Origin of the sequence: Hyphomonas sp. (assembly GCF_017792385.1) — a bacterium.
Classification (GTDB): domain Bacteria; phylum Pseudomonadota; class Alphaproteobacteria; order Caulobacterales; family Hyphomonadaceae; genus Hyphomonas.
On sequence record NZ_CP051230.1, the window covers coordinates 657,222 to 675,814 of the forward strand.

The 18,593-nt window shown below is 62.5% G+C and carries 16 protein-coding genes; 12 read left to right on the forward strand and 4 right to left on the reverse strand.

The annotated features are described in order from the left end of the window. Positions 1–75: 75 nt before the first annotated feature. On the forward strand, positions 76–1,182 hold the full coding sequence (locus HF955_RS03185; protein ID WP_027839489.1) for a glycosyltransferase family 1 protein: 1,107 nt from the start codon (positions 76–78) through the stop codon (positions 1,180–1,182). Here HF955_RS03185 and HF955_RS03190 read toward each other — a convergent pair whose 3' ends face one another. After that, complete coding sequence (locus tag HF955_RS03190) at positions 1,183–2,283, reverse strand: substrate-binding domain-containing protein (RefSeq protein ID WP_291077813.1); 1,101 nt, start codon at positions 2,281–2,283, stop codon at positions 1,183–1,185. It abuts the gene before it with no gap. A 268-nt stretch (positions 2,284–2,551) separates the two neighbouring features. Between HF955_RS03190 and HF955_RS03195 the strand changes: the two genes are divergently transcribed. Then, the gene (locus HF955_RS03195) at positions 2,552–3,745 is read left to right on the forward strand and encodes a type III PLP-dependent enzyme (RefSeq protein WP_291077815.1); all 1,194 of its coding nucleotides are present in this window, start codon (positions 2,552–2,554) and stop codon (positions 3,743–3,745) included. On the opposite strand, the gene murI is transcribed toward HF955_RS03195, so the two are convergent. Continuing rightward, complete coding sequence (gene murI, locus HF955_RS03200) at positions 3,691–4,617, reverse strand: glutamate racemase (RefSeq protein ID WP_291077817.1); 927 nt, start codon at positions 4,615–4,617, stop codon at positions 3,691–3,693. The genes HF955_RS03195 and murI overlap by 55 nt on opposite strands. 68 nt (positions 4,618–4,685) lie before the next feature. Between murI and HF955_RS03205 the strand changes: the two genes are divergently transcribed. Beyond that, complete coding sequence (locus tag HF955_RS03205; RefSeq protein ID WP_291077819.1) at positions 4,686–4,991, forward strand: hypothetical protein; 306 nt, start codon at positions 4,686–4,688, stop codon at positions 4,989–4,991. Between the two features lie 9 nt (positions 4,992–5,000). Here the strand turns inward: HF955_RS03205 and HF955_RS03210 are convergent, their stop codons facing one another. Further along, on the reverse strand, positions 5,001–6,386 hold the full coding sequence (locus HF955_RS03210) for an ATP-binding protein (RefSeq protein ID WP_291077821.1): 1,386 nt from the start codon (positions 6,384–6,386) through the stop codon (positions 5,001–5,003). 209 nt (positions 6,387–6,595) lie between these two features. Between HF955_RS03210 and HF955_RS03215 the strand changes: the two genes are divergently transcribed. The 7 genes from HF955_RS03215 to HF955_RS03245 all read left to right on the forward strand — a co-directional run bounded on the left by HF955_RS03215 (position 6,596) and on the right by HF955_RS03245 (position 16,042). Beyond that, on the forward strand, positions 6,596–8,050 hold the full coding sequence (locus HF955_RS03215) for an efflux transporter outer membrane subunit (protein WP_291077823.1): 1,455 nt from the start codon (positions 6,596–6,598) through the stop codon (positions 8,048–8,050). A 17-nt stretch (positions 8,051–8,067) separates the two neighbouring features. Continuing rightward, entirely contained in the window at positions 8,068–9,339 is a 1,272-nt protein-coding gene (locus HF955_RS03220; RefSeq protein WP_027839493.1) for an efflux RND transporter periplasmic adaptor subunit, read from the forward strand. Continuing rightward, positions 9,336–12,557, forward strand: coding sequence for an efflux RND transporter permease subunit (locus HF955_RS03225; protein WP_027839494.1), 3,222 nt, complete (start codon positions 9,336–9,338; stop codon positions 12,555–12,557). Before HF955_RS03220 ends, HF955_RS03225 begins: the two co-directional genes overlap by 4 nt. A gap of 75 nt (positions 12,558–12,632) precedes the next feature. Continuing rightward, positions 12,633–14,855, forward strand: a complete 2,223-nt coding sequence (locus HF955_RS03230; protein WP_291077828.1) for a M13 family metallopeptidase — start codon at positions 12,633–12,635, stop codon at positions 14,853–14,855. Positions 14,856–15,006: 151 nt separating this feature from the next. Next, positions 15,007–15,339, forward strand: a complete 333-nt coding sequence (locus HF955_RS03235; RefSeq protein ID WP_027839496.1) for a hypothetical protein — start codon at positions 15,007–15,009, stop codon at positions 15,337–15,339. An 89-nt stretch (positions 15,340–15,428) separates the two neighbouring features. Continuing rightward, positions 15,429–15,671, forward strand: coding sequence for a dodecin family protein (locus HF955_RS03240; RefSeq protein WP_291077830.1), 243 nt, complete (start codon positions 15,429–15,431; stop codon positions 15,669–15,671). A gap of 2 nt (positions 15,672–15,673) precedes the next feature. Continuing rightward, positions 15,674–16,042 carry a DUF1801 domain-containing protein gene (locus HF955_RS03245; RefSeq protein ID WP_291077832.1) on the forward strand — a complete coding sequence of 123 codons (369 nt, stop codon included), beginning with the start codon at positions 15,674–15,676 and terminating at the stop codon, positions 16,040–16,042. Here the strand turns inward: HF955_RS03245 and HF955_RS03250 are convergent. Next, positions 16,039–16,593 (reverse strand): hypothetical protein, encoded by a 555-nt coding sequence (locus HF955_RS03250; protein WP_291077834.1) that lies wholly within the window; start codon positions 16,591–16,593, stop codon positions 16,039–16,041. The two genes, HF955_RS03245 and HF955_RS03250, sit on opposite strands and share 4 nt — an antisense overlap. 153 nt (positions 16,594–16,746) lie before the next feature. On the opposite strand from HF955_RS03250, the gene HF955_RS03255 reads away from it, so the two are divergent. Further along, positions 16,747–17,316 carry a fatty acid desaturase CarF family protein gene (locus tag HF955_RS03255; RefSeq protein WP_291077836.1) on the forward strand — a complete coding sequence of 190 codons (570 nt, stop codon included), beginning with the start codon at positions 16,747–16,749 and terminating at the stop codon, positions 17,314–17,316. Positions 17,317–17,405: 89 nt separating this feature from the next. Continuing rightward, the gene (locus HF955_RS03260; protein WP_291077838.1) at positions 17,406–18,587 is read left to right on the forward strand and encodes a thiolase family protein; all 1,182 of its coding nucleotides are present in this window, start codon (positions 17,406–17,408) and stop codon (positions 18,585–18,587) included. Positions 18,588–18,593 lie beyond the last annotated feature (6 nt).

The following is an 18,593-nucleotide window of genomic DNA, read 5'->3' on the forward strand; positions in this document are numbered from 1 at the left end:
TGCTGGCCTCTTTACGCAGTCGGCCAACATGGCCACATTGGCGTGCGACCGGCTGAGGCTGTTGAAGGAGCGCACATGCGCATCATGCTAGTTACGGATGCCTGGGACCCTCAGGTCAATGGCGTCGTGCGCACTATGAAGCGCGTGATCCAGGAAACAGAGGCGATGGGCCACGTCTGGGAGATCGTGCATCCCGGCCAGGGATTCCGCACCATGCCGCTGCCGACCTATCCGGAAATCAAGCTCGCCCTGTTCGCCCGGCGGCGGATCGAGGACCGGTTTCATGAATTCGAACCGGATGCCGTCCACATCGCCACAGAGGGCACGCTCGGCATGGCCGGCCGGGCCATGTGTCTGACGGTCAAGCACCCCTTCTCCACCGCCTATCATACGAGATTCCCGGAATATGTGTCCGCCCGGCTGCCGGTGCCGACACGCGCGGGTTATTCCTTTGTCCGCTGGTTCCACAAATATTCCGGCAAGGTCATGGTGCCGACGCCGTCCATGGTGAAGGAACTGGAGGCGCAGCGTTTCATCAATCTGGTGGCATGGAGCCGCGGCGTCGACACGGACATGTTCAATCCCTCCCGGCGGATCGAGGCAGGCCAGCCGGGTGACCCGTTTGACGGCCTGCCCCGCCCGATCTTTCTCAATGTCGGCCGCGTGGCAGTTGAAAAGAACATCGAGGCATTCGCCGAACTGGACCTGCCCGGCACGAAAGTCATCGTGGGTGACGGCCCCCAGCGAGAGGACCTGCAGAAACGCTACAAGGACGTGGTTTTCCTCGGCGCGAAGTTCAATGACGATCTCGCGACCTGCTATGCCAGCGCGGACGTCTTCGTGTTTCCCAGCGTGACCGACACGTTCGGGCTCGTCGTGCTGGAGGCGATGGCCTCCGGAACGCCGGTTGCCGCCTATGATGCGACCGGCCCGAGGGACGTGATCCCGGGATCGGATGCCGGCACGATCACGCCAATCGGGGGAGATCTTGCGAAAGGTGCCGTCGATTGTTTGAAACTCGACCGCGCGACCTGCCGCGCCTATGCGGAGACTTACAGCTGGCGTGCCTGCGCCGAAGCCTTCATTGAAAATCTCCAGCCGCTGCCGGCCCCGGCCCGCAAACGGTTCTGGCAGAAGATCAGGCTGCGCCGGCGAAAGAAACCAGCGCTGCCAACGCTGTAATCAGCGCCGGGCGGCCTTGTCCGCCAGATCCTCCGCAATGGCCTGCTGGGCCTCGCGCATTTCGTCCGGCAGGGGGATCAGCCCCTTTTCCAGCAGATAACCGTCCGCACCCATGGCCTGGTCGGAAACGAATTCCTCCACGAATTCGGCAAGCCCCGGCACAAGCGGCAGGTTCTGGTCCTTTACATAGATGTACATGCTGCGGGACAGGCCGTATTCGCCGGACGCAATGGCCTCGAACGTTGCCGGCACGCCATCCAGCCTCGCCGCTTTGACCCGGTCGGCGTTCTGCTCCAGGAAGGAATAGCCCAGCACCCCGACCGCTGTCGGCGTCTTGATCAGGGACTGGATGATCGCGGCGTCATTCTCACCAAGGTCGATCCAGGCCCCGTCGGTCCGGAGCGTGTGGGTCAGTTGCCGGAAGGCCGCCGGATCGGTCCGCTTCAGTTCAGCCAGTTGCTCGATGGCCTCGCCCCCCTTTTCCATGCACAATTCGACAAAGGCGTCGCGTGTGCCAGATGTGGGCGGTGGCCCCAGCACAAGGATCGGCTCATCGGGCAGATGGTCGGCGATTTGCGACCAGCGCTTGTAGGGGTTTGAACGGTACCCGCCCCGGCCATCCGGCAATTGCGCCGCAAGCGCCAGATACACCTCCTCCTTCGAAAGGTTGAGTTGAGGCGCCTGCCGGGCATTCACCAGAACGATACCGTCAAATCCGACCGACAGGGCCGTCACCTCGGTGATGCCATTGTTCGCGCACAGGGCCTGTTCGCTTGGCGTGATCATGCGGGAGGCATCCGAGATTGAAGGCCGGTCCGGTCCGATCTTTTGACAGAATGTCTTGAACCCGCCCCCGGTGCCGGTCGTCTCCACGATCGGGGTGGGGTAACGTGTGGTGGCCCCGAAACGCTCGGCCACGGTCGTTGCGAAGGGGGCCACTGTGGACGAGCCGACAATACGGATCTTGTGCGTTCCGTCCGCGTCCACGGGCGGCGGCGGAATCACGTCCCCGGTCTCGAGTTCCGACAAATCGGTGCGGCCACAGGCGATCAGGCAAGCCAACAGGAACGGGGCGAGAAACTGACCGGTTTTGACTGGCATGAAGGCGGATCTCCAGATGGCCGGGAAAGGGAAACGGCCTTTGAAAAGCGGGGTGAGTTGCCCTTAGACCACCCCCCTTGCCCGTTCAATATTATAGGTGGATGACAAAATTTCAGGCAGCCCGAAATTTTTGCTTGCGTGACCGAAAAGAGTGCCCTACATGCCCGTCTCGAAATCGACGTGGCGGACATCTGGGCCAACCCTTAAACTGGGGGCCCCCTGTACTAACGCCCAAAGCTGGTTAAAAGCCCTTTGGAGGTTAGGTGTCATGCACTCCTATGCTACTCCCTATAATATTGTGTCCGACGCACAGCCGGACCTTCCCGTATGGTGTTTCCGCCCAGAGCGGGTCACAGCAGCGGCAAAATGGTTCCGGGAGAAATTCCCGGGCGAGCCGTTCTATGCGGTGAAAGCCAATCCAGGCGAGCATGTGCTTGAAGCCCTGTGGGAAGCCGGCGTACGCAGCTTCGACACGGCATCCCTGCCGGAGATCGAACTGATCCACCGCAAGTTTCCGGGCGCCCGCATGGCGTTCCTGCACCCGGTGAAGAATCGCCGCGCCATCCAGCGCGCCTATCATGAGTTCGGCGTACGCATCTTCGTCACCGACACGATGCAGGAACTGCACAAGATCCTTGAGGAAACCGGCTATGCCAAGGACCTCACGATCATTGTACGGATTGCTGTATCCTGCGATGGCGCAGCCCTGCCGCTGGCCGGCAAGTTCGGTGCGAGCGCGGAAGACGCAACAGAAATCCTGCGCGAGGCTCGCCGCTACGCAGACGAGCTGGGCGTGTCCTTCCACGTCGGCAGCCAGGCCCTGAAGCCAACCGCCTGGTGGACGGCGATGGCGGACGTCTCCCGCATCATCATCGCGGCTTCCGTCACGGTCGACATCGTGGATGTTGGCGGCGGCTTCCCGTCAATCTATGCCGACAATCCGCCCCCCTCGCTGGAAGATTATGCCTCCATGGTCGAGCAGGCCTTCGAGAACATGTACGTCCTCGAAAACGCAGAGCTCTGGTGCGAGCCGGGCCGCGCGCTGGTGGCTGAGGCGGAAAGCCTTCTGGTCCGTGTCGAGCAGGTCAAGGACGGCGCGATCTACATCAATGATGGCTCGTATGGCGCCCTCTATGATGCCGTGCACGAGCGCTGGTCCTTCCCGATGCGGGCCCTGCCCGGTGATGCGCGCCCGCTGGGCCGCCTCGTCGAGTACACCGTCTACGGACCGACTTGCGATTCGACCGACAAGTTTCCAGCAAAGGTCTGGCTGCCCGCCGGACTGGCCGAAGGGGACTATGTCGAATTCGGAAACCTCGGCGCCTATGGCCGGGCCATGTCGAGCCGCTTCAACGGTTTCGGCGAAACGGAAGTGGCCCGCGTCCACGACGCACCCTGGCCGAGCCTCTACAACGCTGTCGGCGCAGAGGTTATCTCGATCGGCGCGTCCGGCACGCGCTGAACGGATGGAAACCCGTATCGCCTGAGGACCAGTGCCAGATCCGGCACCTCCTCGGGCGATGACGTCAGCCAGGCCTGCCCCCCTATCCCGCGCGCCTCGGTTTCCGGTGGCAGCACACGGATTGTCTGCCGGGCGATGGCGGCGCCGGAATCGATATAGCTGACCGGCCGCGGCGCGCTCGCCACCAATTGGGCGCGGACAAGCGGGAAATGCGTGCAGGCCAGCACGACCGTATCGATCCGGTCGCCGCCCGGCGCCGCAAACAGCGGCGCCTGCGCCTCGGCAAAGCGTTCAATCGGAACATCCTCGCCGCGCGCATGGGCCTCGGCCAGCTTCACCAGATCGATGCTGCCATGCATCACAACCCGCACATCGCGGGCAAACTTCTCCACCAGGTCCGCTGTATAGGCGCGGCGCACCGTACCGGGCGTGGCCAGCAGGCCGATTGTCCCGGTCCGGGTCAGTTGCGCCGCCGGCTTGATGGCCGGAACCGTGCCGACAACCGGAATGTCCAGCACATCCCGCACCTCCTGCAGGGCCAGCGTGGACGCGGTATTGCAGGCAATCACAAAGACATCCGGCTTCACCGCATCACACAAGGCCATGGCCACCTTCGGCAGGCGGGCGCGCAACGCTTCGTCAGACTTGTCGCCATAGGGGAAAAACGCGGAATCGGCTGAATAATGCAGGCCCAGCGCAGGTCCCAGCGCACGGATTTCCTCCACGACGGTCAGTCCGCCCATGCCGGAATCGAAGACAAGCACCCTGCCCCGCGCAGGCGAAGGAACGTAATTCGGCGGCAGCGTTTCGGTCGGCATGGTCTCTCGCAGGTCGCATTCCTGTGTGGCGGAAACGGGGCAGAGTCTCAGCAATGGCACGGGATTTGTTGTGCACTGCAGCGTAAACCACTATGTCTGTTCCATGACCATGAGGACTGAAGATGCTTGATTTTTGGCTAACTCCCTGGCGCGCAAGCCTGTCCATGACGGCTGCAACGCTTGAAACGCTGATCGCTGCGCAGAAAAGCGTGTCGATCCTGGCCCCGATGGGCGTGGCATCACCGATGACCGAAGACAAGCTGCGCGATGCCTTCCAGATCGCCGCTGACGTCAATCTGCGCCGCTGGGAAGACACGGCCGGCGCGCTTCAGCGCCTGCCCAACTGGCTGCATGAAATGCATGCCATGCCTGGCAATGTCGTCACCGACTGGTTCGACGCCACGCGCCGTGGCCCGTCCCGCTTCTAGGTCCCGCCTCTAGCCGGACAGGCCTTCATCCCGCGCAGCCGGTAGCCAGACCCCGAAGGCGCTGCCCTCTCCGATCCGCGTCTCGACGGCAAAGCCGCCGCGATGGTGCGCCATGATGTGTTTCACGATGGCGAGACCCAGTCCGGTACCGGTGATCTTGCCTCCCCGGCTCTGGTCCGCCCGGTAAAAGCGTTCGCCGAGCCGCGGCAGGTGTTCGCGCTCGATGCCCGGGCCCTGATCCTCCACGCGCATCCAGATGGCCCGCTCTTCCGTATTGGGGCGGCTTGCGGCCGGAAGCAGGGTCATCCGCTCGCTGCTGGCCCAGACCTGACCCGCCTTCAGGCGCGCTTCCGCCATGCCGGAAGCGAGTCCAAAATGCAGGGTGACCTGCCCGCCTTCCCTGGAATATTTCAGCGCATTCGACACGAGATTCTCGACCACCTGGATCATTTCGTCCCGGTGCGCGATGACCGGCATCGCCCCCTCTTCCGACTTGACGGTCAGCCGCACGCCCTTTTCAGCAGCGATCGCGCTGAAGGCATGGGTCGCATCGGAAACAATGTCCCTGAAATCCTCGCGTTCGCGCGGCGAGACATGTTCCGCCGACTCGATCCGTGACAGCGACAACAGGTCCGCGATCAGCCGCGACATCCGCTCGGTCTCCCCGGCCATGATGGCCAGGAAGCGGTCCCAGGAATCCTTGTCGTCCTTGGCCGGTCCGCGCATCGTCTCGATAAATCCGGACAGCGCCGTCAGGGGGGTGCGCAATTCGTGACTGGCATTGGCCAGGAAGTCGGACCGGGCACGGGCCGCCCGGCGCACAGGCGTCAGGTCTTCCAGCACGACGAGCGTCCGCCGGGCCCGTCCGGGCCGGGAGACATGCGCCCGCCAGGTTTCGTCGGGTCCGCTTTCCACTTCCACCGTCATCGGCTCGACCGTGCCCGTCTCGATCGCATTCTCGATGGCCGACAACAGGCCGGGGGAGCGGATAACGGTGCTGGCCCGCGGGTTCACGCGGCCATCCAGGCGAAGGATGAACTCGGCCTCCTCATTCATGGTGACGATGCGCTGCTCGTCATCTATCTCGAAGGCAGGCAGCGGCAGCGCATCCAGCAGGATTGCAGACTCCGGAATCTTGGGGGTCGACAGGGCCGGCTCCACCGCCAGGCGCGGACTGATCGGCAGCACCGTGGCCGTCCCGACGAAAATCGCCGTCGCAACCGAGACCGCCACCAACAATGCGGCCAGGGCCTCGATCAGCCCGACTGCCCCGGTCAGCCACATCAGGAAGAGGATGCCGCCAAAGCAGCAGACCAGCGTCACGAAATCGCGCGCACGCCGGGACAGGGCAAGGCGCGTCGACCGCTTTTCGTCCGCTGACATGCCCTCGCTCATTCACACTCCCGTAAAGAAACTCCCCGAAGACTCGAGGTCCTGAAGCCGCTAATACGCCACCACACATCTGCCAAGCCCCTCATCGCGTAAGACCAGAAGGTGCGGTTTTCAGGTCACGTCAGCAAATTATTGAAAAACGATAATTTATCATTGACAGTCGAATAGAGCGGGCGTATCCGACATCTGAAACAGGGAGCGTTGCCGACGGCATGACACGATCAATTCTACTAATCAGTTCGGCAATTCTCACGGCCTGTGCGTCCACACAGGCAAATCTTCCCGGCGTGAACGGTAACCGAGAGGAAATTTTTGCTGTTGCGCCGGAAGCACCGGTTGACTGGGCGTCATCCGGCGTTGCCGGACAGGCCCCGACCGGCGACTGGCTCGGCCAGTTCAACGACCCCGTCATGGAACGCCTCGTGCGCGAGGCGCTCGCCAACAGCCCGACGCTGGAGTCCCGCGCCGCGCTGGTGCGCGCCGCCGAAGCCTCCATTCGCACGGCCCGCTCCCAGCGCCTGCCCAGCGTCGACGGCACGATCAGTACGGGCGTGACCTCCAATGCATTTGAAACGGGCGGAGATCTCGACCGCGCAACCGACGGCATTTACGGCCTGGGCCTGGACGCGAGTTGGGAAGCCGACCTCTGGAACCGGCTGGGTCGCGGGATCGCCGCTGCCGAAGCCGACCTCGCCGCCAGCGAAGCCGATCTTGCCGCCGCCGAACTCTCCGTTGCGGCCCAGACAGCCATCGCCTGGGTCAATTTGAACGCCGCGCTTGCACAGGAACGCGTCGCCGTCCTGACCTATGAAGCCCGTGACCGGGTGCGCATCCTGACCGAGCGCCGCTTCCAGCGGGGCCTTGCCGAAGCACTGGATGTGCGGACCGCGCGCAGCGCGCTGGCCGGCGCCGAAGCCGACATCGCCCAACGCCGCCAATTGTCCGGCGAGGCCGCACGCCGCCTGGAAATCCTGCTGGGGCGGTATCCGTCCACCGAGATCGAGGCCACGGCTGACCTGCCAATCCTGGACCCGCTGACGGTCGAGGGAAATCCGATGCTGCTGCTGGCCCGGCGGCCGGACATTGCCAGCGCGGAAGCCTCCGTCGTGGCCGCAGGCCTCAGAGCCGAACAGGCACGCCTGGCCATGTTGCCCGCCCTGCGTCTGACCGGTTCGGTCTCCACCAGCGAGTCGGAATTTGCCGACATGGTGGACCCGGAACGCATCGCTGCGCGGCTGGTGGCCAGCCTCATTCAGCCGCTTTTCACCGGCGGTCGTCTCGACGCCCAGCGGGATGCCGCGGTGGCCCAGGCCGAATCCGCCATAGCCAGCTATGCCGGTGCAGCCCTCTCAGCCTGGGGAGAAGTGGAAGACGCCATTGCGGCCGATACCTATCTTGCCCAGCAGGAAGACGCACAGCTTCGCGCCCTCGAAGAGGCCAGGCTGGCGGAAGAACTGGCCGTGCGCCAGTACACAAGCGGCACGATCTCCGTGTTCAATCTGATCGATGCCCAGACCCGGCGCCTGACCTCCGAAAGTCAACTGGTCGCCGCCCGTGCCTCACGCGCGACCAACCGGGTTTCCTATCACCTCGCTCTTGGGGGTGGCCTGCCCGTGCAGACCGCCTCCGCCACACCACAAGCCCCGCAGGAAAACGCCGCAGAATAGCGGCAGGAGAATAAGTCATGGGACGCGTCATTTCAGTTTTGGTACCCTTGGGGATTATCGCCTTCGTCGGTGTCGGCGGCGTCATTGCACTCTCCGCCGTCAAACCTGCACCGGAAAAGGCTGAAGAAGCCCGCGCCGGCCTGAACGTGTTCGCCGAACCCATTCGGCGCGGAGACCTGACACTGGTCGTTGAATCCCAGGGCGAAGTGAAGCCGCGCCGCGAGATCATCGTGGCCCCGCAGATTTCAGGTCGCATCTCCTACGTCTCGCCGGACTTCATCGACGGGGGCTTCATCAATCGGGGCCAGCTGCTGGTGCGCGTGGAGGCCGCCGACTATGAACTCGCCGTCGTGCGCGCCCAGTCCTCGGTCGCCAGCGCCGAACAGGCACTGGCCCGTGAAGAGGCCGAAGCCGAACTGGCGCGTCAGGACATCCAGGATCTCGGGATCACGGACGCCTCTCCCCTCGCCCGGCGTGAACCGCAGCTGGCCGAAGCCCGCGCGGCGCTCGAATCGGCCAAGGCCCAGTTGAAAGACGCCCAACTCGCGCTGGACCGGACGGCCGTCTACGCTCCGTTCGCCGGACGCGTGCGGGAACGCAATGTCGATATTGGTCAGGTTGTGGCCGTCGGTCAGTCCCTCGGCCAGATCTTCGCCAATGATGTGGTCGAGGTCGCCATGCCGCTCAAGGATGCCGAGATGGGCCGTCTCGGCCTGCCGCTTGCCTTCAGTGCCAGCGCCAACAATCCGGGGCCGGACGTCACATTCCGCGCCACAGTGGGCGGCATTGAACGCGAATGGCACGGTCAGGTCGTCCGGACCGCCGCAGCCGTCAACTCGCAGACTCGCCAGATCAATGTAATCGCCGAACTTCAGGACCCCTATGGCGCCGGGGCGGACGGCGATGCTCCCATGGCCCCCGGCCTGTTCGTCAACGCCACGATCCAGGGCGAGACGATCGAGGATGTCCTGATTGCTCCGCGCGGCGCGCTGCGCGGCGATGACCGGTTGTTCGTCGGCCTTCCGGAAGAAGGCAAGCTGTCGATCCGTCAGGTTGACCTGATCTATTCTGATCCCGACGGCGCCTATGTCTCTTCCGGGGTCGAGGCCGGCGAGCTGGCCATCACCAGCCCCATCCAGGCGCCGTTTGACGGCATGAGCATCACGGTCATGCAGCGCATGGAAGACGGCACGATCAAGATCCACGAGCCGAAACCCACCGATGATGCATCGACGTCAGACGAGCCGGCGGCTCTGGTCTCCAATACCGGGGAAGGAGTTGCACAATGAACGGGATCGTTGCCTGGTTCGCCCGCAATGCGGTGGCTGCGAACCTGTTGATGATTGTTGCCTTTGTCGGCGGCGTCTTCGGCTACACCAAGATGGAACAGGAAATGTTCCCTGTGGTGAACATCACCGGTGCCTCGGTATCGGTCGCGTGGAATGGCGCGTCGCCACAGGATGTCGAGGAGCAGATCGTCACCCGCATCGAGGAAGCCGTTGCAGACATCAACGGACTCGATCGTATCACCTCCATCGCCAATGAGGGCTTTGGTGTCGTCAACATCAAGGGTCGCGACGACATCGACATGGAGGAGTTCCTCGACGAGGTGAAGATCCGCGTCGACCAGATCAACAATCTGCCCCAGGCCGCATTCGAGCCGCAGGTGCAGCGCTGGGAACAACGCAACTGGTTCATGGGCATGGCGGTCCATGGCAATGTCGATGACCGCACACTGAAACGCCTGGCCGATCAGGTGCGCGACGATATCGCCAATATTTCCGGTGGCGAACTGGCCGTGCTGCAGGGGGTTATCGACGAACAGGTCAATATCGAAGTCTCCGAGGAAGCCCTGCGTCGCTTCGGCCTCAGCTTCAGCGATGTGGCCAATGCCATCCGGCGGTCATCCCTGAATTCGTCCGGCGGCCGCATTGAATCCTCCACCGGCGACGTTTCAATCACGACCCGTCAACTGGCCGATACGGCGGACCAGTTCGGCAGCATCATCATTCGCCAGACAACCGAAGACGGCACGATCCGCGTCGCAGACATCGCGTCCGTGGATGACGGGTTCGTCACTGACAAGTTCAGTGCGCGTTTCAACGGGGAGCCGACCGCCTTCGTGATGGTCCCCTCCCCCGACACGATGCACATCATCGACTATACCGACGCGTTCAAGGATTATATCGAACGGGCCAATGACCCGTCGAACGGCATCCTGCCGGAAGCGGTCAAGATCGACATCCTCTGGGACGATTCCGAATCCTTCAAGGCACGCATGGACCTGATCACCCAGTCGGCCATGATGGGCGCGGTGCTCGTCATGCTCGTCCTGGTCCTGTTCCTGCGCCCGACCGTGGCAATCTGGGTCACTGTGGGCATCATGACAGCCTTTGCGGGCGGCATCCTGCTGCTGCCCTATTTTGGTGTGTCCTGGAACATCCTGTCGACCTTCGCCGTGCTTCTGGTGATCGGGGTGATCGTGGACGATGCCATCATCGTCGGCGAGAACATCCACAGGGAAATCGAAAGCGGCCGGCGCGAAGGCCTCGATGCGGCCATTGTCGGCACGCAGCTGGTCATGAAGCCGGTCATCTTCGGCGTTCTGACCACGATCATTGCCTTCCTTCCCTGGGCATTCATTACCGGGCCCACGCGCATGTTCACGCAGCAGATCACCTTTGTCGTGGTTGCCGCGCTGATCTTCTCGATCATTGAATGCATGCTGATCCTGCCCAGCCACCTGGCGCACATGAAGCAGCAGAAATTCGATGGCCCGTCTGGCCGGTTCCTGAAGCTGCAGCGCCGGATTGCAGACAGCCTGCTCTGGTTTGCCAACAATCTCTACAAGCCGGCACTGGAACTCGCGATCCGCTTTCGCTACGCCACGGTGGCCTTCTTCTTCTGCCTCTTCTACCTGGCGACCAATATCACCGGGATGGGGATCGTGCCGTTCAAGTTCATGCCCGAGATCGAGGCAGACCTTGTCCAGGTCGAAATCGACATGCCGGACGGCACTCCCTATGAGCGCCTGCTCCAGATCCGGGACCAGCTTCAGGCCGGAATCGAGAAGACCAAACAGGTCACGGATGCAGAATATCCCGAGATCGAAGGCGGCCTCGTCACCGATGCATCCGTTGTGGCCGCAGATGGGCGGGTTCAGGCCTGGATCGGACTGCTGGCGCCGGAAGACCGTCCGCAAGGTGTGCGGTCGAAGGAAATTTCCGAACGCATGCGGGAATATGTCGGCGACATTCAGGATGCAGAGGAAATCAGCTTTGACTTCACCTTCAATGATGAACAGAGCGGCGTTCGCTTTGCCCTGAACCATCCGGACCTGGATCGCCTGAGGGCTGCTGCAGCCGAAGTGAAGGCCCACCTCGCCACGTATTCGAACGCCTATGACATCGGGGACAATTTGTCCTCCGCCGCAGAGGAAATCCAGATTTCCCTCAAGCCCGGCGCAGAGACCCTCGGCATCACGCTGGCTGATGTGTCCGAACAGATCCGTCAGGCCTATTTCGGGGAAGAGGTCCAGCGCCTGCCCCGGGACGGCGAGGATGTTCGCGTCATGGTGCGCCTGCCGGAATCCGCTCGCCGCGATCTGGACAGCATCGACACGCTGCGCGTGCGCACACCCGATGGCCGTGAAATCCCGATCACGCAGGTGGCAGATTTCGAATTTGCCCCCGGTATCAACCGGATCATCCGCCGCAACCGCACCCGGTCGGTTTCTGTCTATGCAGAGGTGCAGGGCGAAGGCGGACGTGGCCGGATCATGGCGGCGATGGAGAAGGATTTCTGGCCCGACTTCCAGCGCCACTTCCCGGACGTCCAGCGTGGCGAGGCCGGCGGCTTTGAAGAGGAACAGAAATTCTTCGCCGAAGTCGGACGCCTGATCCTGATTGCCATTGGCACGATGTACATTCTGCTGGCCGTCGCGTTCCGGTCCTACGCCCAGCCGATCATGCTGATGATGGCCCTGCCCTTCGCCTATTGCGGCGCAGTGTTCGGCCTGTGGATGTTCAACACGCCGATGGCCATGTTCTCCTTCTTCGGCATCGCCGCCGCCGCAGGGGTCGTGATCAACGACAACCTCGTCCTGATCGATTATGTGAACCGACGGCGCGACGAGGGCGCCGGCGCGGTCCAGGCACTGATCGATGGCGGCGTGTCGCGCTTCCGGCCGATCCTGCTCACCTCCGTGACGACGATTGTCGGCATCCTGCCATTGATCGCGGAGAAATCCGTGCAGGCGCAGTTCCTGAAACCCATGGTGATCTCGCTCGGGGCAGCGGTGGCCTTTGCCCTCTTCGTCTCGCTCCTGTTCGTCCCCGCCCTGTATGCGGTGGGCGTCGAGATCGGCCGTATCTTCCGCTGGACATGGGGCGGCAAGCCCTTCCGCCAGATCGGGGAGACCTATAGTGGCGAAGTCACGATCGACGAGGATGAACTGATCGGGACCAGCCAGGATGGCGGACTTGGCCCCATGGCTCCCGCCGAATAGACTGACCTCAATTCGATGACGGCCCGTCCGGTGAGGAGGACGGGCCTCATCCCTTATCTACTGGAGAGACTTAGCATGCAGAAACTCATGTTCGGGGCAGCGGCTGTTGCCCTTCTTGCCGCTTGCGGCCAGACCGCAACGGAAGATACCGGCCAGCCTGCCGAACCGGCAGAGACCGTATCCACCTCCCCCACCACCCCGAATGAAGACGGCAAATACGTCACGCCCGAAGGCCTCGAGCTTACCGCTGCCGACTATTGGGGAGATTGGGGGATCGACCTGACGGTGCGCGACGAATCCGTTTCTCCGGGGGATGATTTCTATGCCTATGCGAATGGCAAATGGCTCGACAGTTTCGTCATTCCCAGCGACCGCACCCGCTATGGTGCCTTCACACTGCTGGCGGAAAAGTCCGAACAGCGCGTGCTGAACATCATCCAGGAACTGGCCGAGGCCGAACCGGATCCCGCCACGCTCGAAGGCAAGGTCGCCTCTGTCTACAATGCCTATATGGACACCAGCGGCATCGAAGCCGCCGGCCTGACCCCGGCAATCCCCTATCTCAGCAAGATCAAGGGCATTTCCAGCCGCGAAGACCTTGCCAGGGTCTTTGCCGCGACGGGGTTCGCCTCGCCGATCGGGGGTTGGGTCGATGTCGATTCCAAACAGACCGACCAGTACATTTTCTACATCACCCAGGCCGGGCTCGGCATCGGGGATCGTGACTATTACCTGGACGACAGCGAGAAGAATCTCGAAATTCGTGCCGCCTACAAGCAGATGCTGGTCAATCTCCTGACCGAAGCCGGGCAAGAGGATGCCGACGCGGCAGCAGACCGGGTGATCGCGCTCGAGACCCGCTTGGCACAGGCCCATTGGGACCGCGCCGCAGGCCGCAACCGCAATCTGACCTACAACAAGATGAGCCGCGAAGAACTGCAGCAACTCGCCGGCGACTTCCCCGTGGCGACGATGCTGATGGATCTCGGCCTCAACGGTGAACAGGCCTTCGTCGTGCGCCAGGTCACCCCGACGGAAGAAGAGATCGCCGAAAACGGCCTGACGCCGGAACAGGTCGAGAAGGTCTCCGGCGGCGGCATTGCCGGCCTGTTCGAGGTCATGCAGACGGCTCCGCTGGAAGACTGGAAAGCCTATCTGACGGCTCATTTCCTGATCGATCATGCCGACGTCCTGCCCCAGCGCCTCGACGCCGCCACGTTCGAATTCTACGGCAAGACGCTCGGCGGCGCCGAGGAACAGCGTGAGCGCTGGAAGCGCGCCGTCTCCACGGTTGAGGGGTCCGTCGGCGAGGCCGTCGGCAAGGTCTATGCCGACCGCTTCTTCCCGACCGAGAACAAGGCCGCCATGGACGAACTGGTGGCCAATCTGCGCAAGGCAATGAGCAGCAATCTCGACGAAATCGAGTGGATGGGCGAGGAAACCAAGACCGAAGCCCGCGACAAGCTTGGCAAGTTCACGCCGAAAATCGGCTATCCGGAGAAATTCGAGACCTATGAAGGCCTGAATGTCGGTCCGGATGCCTTTGCGAACAATATCGCGGTCAATGACTGGGCCTGGAAAGACATGATTTCCCAGCTCGGCCAGCCGATTGACCGGACAGAATGGTTCATGCTGCCACAGACGGTGAATGCGTATTATTCCCCCAATCGCAACGAAATCGTCTTCCCGGCAGCCATTCTCCAGCCGCCCTTCTTCAACCTCACTGCGGACCCGGCCGTGAATTACGGCGCCATTGGCGGCGTCATCGGACACGAAATCGGACACGGTTTCGATGATCAGGGTGCCAAATCGGACGGAAATGGAACGCTGAGAAACTGGTGGACCGATGAGGACAACGCCAATTTCAAGGCAAAGACCGGCGCGCTGGTGGACCAGTACAATGCGCTGTGTCCGCTGGATGACGGGGAAACCTGCGTGAATGGCGCGCTGACACTTGGCGAAAACATTGGCGATCTGGGCGGGCTGTCGATGGCCTACAAGGCCTACAAGCTGAGCCTGGATACCAATGGCGACGGCACGATCAGCCCGGATGAAGAGGCCCCGGTCCTGGACGGCCTGACGGGAGATCAGCGCTTCTTCCTGTCCTGGGCCCAGGTCTGGCGGGCGAAATACCGCGAGGAAGCCACGCGCCGGCAGCTGCTGACCGATCCGCATTCGCCGCCGCTCTATCGCGTCAACGGCATCGTGCGGAACCTGTCGGAATGGTACGACGCCTTCGACGTGTCCCCGGAAGACGCGCTCTATCTACCTCCGGAAGAACGCATCCGGATCTGGTAAGCTCGCACCAATCGTAATTGTTACTGCAGAATGCAGCGCCCCCGGGCGCTGCATTTTTACTTCTTCTGAACACCTTGCGGGCTATCGTTGGGTCATGGGTGGATGTGGCATGAAAATTGCGACGACTGCAGGCAAAGGAATCCGCACCAGAATGAAACTTCTCGATCGCCTCTTCAAACCGTCCAAATCCGCTCCCGTTGCTCCGGCTGCGTCGCGCGTGGAAAAGATGGTTACCCCAACCCAGGACCGGCCGCGCCCGGCCCGGTCTTCGGTCTATCGTGAAGCCTATGTTGTGTATGATTCCGGCTACAAGCGCCGTGGCATCGTGCTTGATTACACCGATACCGGGGTCCGCCTGCGCTTTCCCACCAATGAAGGCATGCCGGAACATGTGACGGTCAATGCCCGTGGGGTCGGCGTTCAGGGCCGCGCCCGGGTGGTCTGGCAGAAGGGTTCGGAAGCCGGATTCCAGCTGGTCGGCTAGCGCCCCCGGCCTGCCGTAACGGAAAGTCCCTTGGCATTTCGCGCAGAAGGGTATTCACTCCCCTTTCCAGAAAAGGAAAGGGACGCGCCATGGCAATCATGAAATCGGAAGAGATTCTCGCCGAATCCACCAAATCCTTCGAGGACGCCATCCAGACAGCGGTGACACGGTTCGATGCCACCGTGAAAGGCTTGGCCTCGGCCTATGTGAACAGCATGTACACGACGATCAAGAACGGCAAGATCGAGAAGTATCGTGTGAATCTGCAGATGACATTCGAAGTCATGCCGCCCAAGGCGGATGACAAGGCAAAACGCGCGAAGAAGAGCTAGACTTGGCGGGGGCGAAAACGGTCGAGTCCTGGTTTGCAGGGCTCGATCCCCATCAATCGGCCATCGCAGAAGCCCTGAAGGCGCGGATCGAACAGCTCGGCCCGTCCCTCAGCTGCAAGCTGGCATGGGGATTTCCGTGCTGGAGCGGATCGGAACGCATCTTCTCGATTGTGGCCCAAAAGGACCGGTGCAATCTGCAACTGTTTTACGGGGCTGCGCTCGCCGCCGACCATCCGGGCCGGATCGAAGGCACCGGCAAGGCATTGCGCCACGTGAAAGTGCGCGCCATCGCGGACATCGACCCGGAACTCGACCGGATCATCACTGACGCCATTGAACTGGACGCCACCAATCCTCAGCGTGTGCGTTAGGTATCCGCCCGGCCCGACAAGCCGGCCAGATCCGGAACAGAGTCCAGAAAACCGAGCGCATCCGCTTTTGCAGCGGACATGGCCGTCGCCAGTCGGACCCTGTCTATCCGGGTCTTGCGAATGCGTCGCCACGGATGGCGCTGCAGGTAATAGTCCAGATTGTTCAGCAATTCGAACTCGACCCGGGCGACCTGTTCGGCCGCGTTCGGCTCGGCGAGATAGATCCGGCTCTGACTGGAGGACGTCCCATGCGCGAAGGTGGCATGAAAATGCCCGTCTCCTGCGCCAAAGCAATCGAACCGGAGCACTTCGTCCTGATGCAGGAAGAGTGAAAAGGCCGGCCCCCGCCCGATTGGCAGCACTTTCCAGAACACGTGCAGTTCCGCGGCCGGCTGGACGGGATAGATTTTCAGGTCGCGCCGGCTCGGAAACCGGTCGGCATAGCCGGTCGCAACCGTCGATGCGCGAACGCGGCGATAGGCCTGCCGCGCAAGATAGAACACCGGAGGCGGCAAGGCCTTGCGCGCAAATCTGTGGATAGAAACTGCCATGTCGATACGTCCCCTGCTGCCACTCTATGGGAGCAAGGCGCGGGTCTCCATGGGTTTCGCCGCATGGGCGAAGCGGCTCGACGCGGCAAACTGGCACCTGTGCATCCTGTGGCGCTCGCCTATTCTATCTTCGATAGAGGGGGATAGGCCGCCATGCTGGATGTGCTCCTGATCGCGGGCCAGATTCTTCTGGGATTGTGGGTCGCAGACCTTGGCACCGGCCTGTTTCACTGGCTGGTCGACAATTATTGCGATCCGGACTGGCCGATCCTCGGCCCCTTCCATATCCGCAACAGCCACCGGCACCACACCGCTCCGATGGAATTGTTCCAGTTGCCGCCGCTGCTGAAGCATGGTGGCATCGTGTCCGTGGTCTCGCTTGTCGCGCTCGGCCTGGCGCTCGCCGGATGGATGAACCCGATGCTTGCATCTGCCTGCATGTTCGGGGCGTTGACCAATCTGATCCATGGCTGGTCGCATACGCCCGCGGAACAGAATGGCCCGGTCATCACAACGCTGCACCGGCTCGGCCTGTTCCAGTCCCAGAGCCATCATGTGCATCACCATTCCGGGGCATCGGACACGCATTACTGCCTCCTGACAGACCATGTGAACCCGGTCCTTGAAGGGTTGAAGGTCTGGCCGCGGCTGGAAATGATCGTGGCAACCCTCGGCATCCGGCGCCAGTACTGGCTGAATCGGCCAGAGGTCACCCGGACGTGACGCGATGCGCCCCAGCATCCTCTTGACGAGTCCGGCCCGGAAGCGCTTTGTGTTCGCAACTGCAAAAAACCGAACCGGAAGGAAACTCCATGTCTGATCAAGATCCCGTCGTCATTGTCGGTATGGGCCGCACGCCCATGGGCGGTTTGCTCGGCGACCTTGCCGGCCTGACGGCCAGTGAACTGGGCGCCATCGCGATTGAGAAAGCCGTCGGCGAAGCGAAGCTGGCCCCCGGCGAAGCCAATGAAATCATCATGGGCAACTGCCTTCCCGCGGGACAGGGCCAGGCCCCTGCCCGTCAGGCCGGGTTCAAGGCGGGCCAGGACAAGGGTCTCGAAGCCACCACGATCAACAAGATGTGCGGCTCCGGCATGCAGGCCGCCGTCATGGGCCGCAACGCCATCCTCGCCGGCGACGCGAACATCGTCATCGCAGGCGGCATGGAATCCATGACCAATGCGCCGCATCTCATGCAGGTCCGCAAGGGCCACAAATACGGCACCATGGCCGCACAGGACCATATGGCGCTGGATGGCCTGTCCGACGCCTACAAGGGCGGGCCAATGGGTGAGTTCGCCGACATGATCGCCGGCGAATACCAGTTCACCCGCGAGCAACAGGACGCTTACGCGCTGGAAACGCTGAAACGCGCCCAGGAAGCGACCGCCAACGGCAAGTTCAAACGCGAAATCGCGCCGGTCACCATCAAGTCCCGCAAGGGCGAGACCGTGGTCGACACCGACGAACTGCCGCGCACGGCCCGTCCGGACAAGATCCCGACGCTGCGCCCGGCCTTCTCGAAGGACGGCACCGTGACAGCGGCCAACGCCTCGGCCATCTCGGACGGTGCGGCAGCGCTCGTCCTGATGCGCGAATCCGAAGCGAAGAAGCGCGGCCTCTCGCCACTCGCCAAGATCGTGTCTTCGTCCAGCCATGCGCATGAGCCGGAATACTTCACGACGGCGCCTGTGCCTGCGATGAAGAAGGCCCTCGAAAAGGCTGGTTGGAGTGTCGACGAAGTCGAGCTCTGGGAAGTGAACGAAGCCTTCGCCGTGGTTCCAATGATCGCGATGAAGGAGCTGGGCATTCCGCACGAAAAGCTGAACGTGAATGGCGGCGCCTGCGCCATGGGTCACCCGATTGGCGCCTCTGGCGCGCGCCTGATCGTCACCCTGCTGGCCGCTATGGAAGATCGTGGCCTGAAGAAGGGCATGGCCAGCCTATGCATCGGTGGCGGCGAAGGCATCGCCATGGCGCTGGAACGCTACTAGGCCTCC

What these genes read in the sequence shown, in the direction of transcription:
- HF955_RS03185 (WP_027839489.1), top strand. Translation starts at nt 76, where the DNA reads ATGCGCATCATGCTAGTTACGGATGCCTGGGACCCTCAGGTCAATGGC.
- HF955_RS03215 (WP_291077823.1), top strand. Translation starts at nt 6,596, where the DNA reads ATGACACGATCAATTCTACTAATCAGTTCGGCAATTCTCACGGCCTGT.
- HF955_RS03225 (WP_027839494.1), top strand. Translation starts at nt 9,336, where the DNA reads ATGAACGGGATCGTTGCCTGGTTCGCCCGCAATGCGGTGGCTGCGAAC.
- HF955_RS03195 (WP_291077815.1), top strand. Translation starts at nt 2,552, where the DNA reads ATGCACTCCTATGCTACTCCCTATAATATTGTGTCCGACGCACAGCCG.
- HF955_RS03210 (WP_291077821.1), bottom strand. Translation starts at nt 6,386, where the DNA reads ATGAGCGAGGGCATGTCAGCGGACGAAAAGCGGTCGACGCGCCTTGCC.
- HF955_RS03260 (WP_291077838.1), top strand. Translation starts at nt 17,406, where the DNA reads ATGTCTGATCAAGATCCCGTCGTCATTGTCGGTATGGGCCGCACGCCC.
- HF955_RS03205 (WP_291077819.1), top strand. Translation starts at nt 4,686, where the DNA reads ATGCTTGATTTTTGGCTAACTCCCTGGCGCGCAAGCCTGTCCATGACG.
- HF955_RS03255 (WP_291077836.1), top strand. Translation starts at nt 16,747, where the DNA reads ATGCTGGATGTGCTCCTGATCGCGGGCCAGATTCTTCTGGGATTGTGG.
- HF955_RS03250 (WP_291077834.1), bottom strand. Translation starts at nt 16,593, where the DNA reads ATGGCAGTTTCTATCCACAGATTTGCGCGCAAGGCCTTGCCGCCTCCG.
- HF955_RS03220 (WP_027839493.1), top strand. Translation starts at nt 8,068, where the DNA reads ATGGGACGCGTCATTTCAGTTTTGGTACCCTTGGGGATTATCGCCTTC.
- HF955_RS03240 (WP_291077830.1), top strand. Translation starts at nt 15,429, where the DNA reads ATGGCAATCATGAAATCGGAAGAGATTCTCGCCGAATCCACCAAATCC.
- HF955_RS03190 (WP_291077813.1), bottom strand. Translation starts at nt 2,283, where the DNA reads ATGCCAGTCAAAACCGGTCAGTTTCTCGCCCCGTTCCTGTTGGCTTGC.
- HF955_RS03235 (WP_027839496.1), top strand. Translation starts at nt 15,007, where the DNA reads ATGAAACTTCTCGATCGCCTCTTCAAACCGTCCAAATCCGCTCCCGTT.
- HF955_RS03230 (WP_291077828.1), top strand. Translation starts at nt 12,633, where the DNA reads ATGCAGAAACTCATGTTCGGGGCAGCGGCTGTTGCCCTTCTTGCCGCT.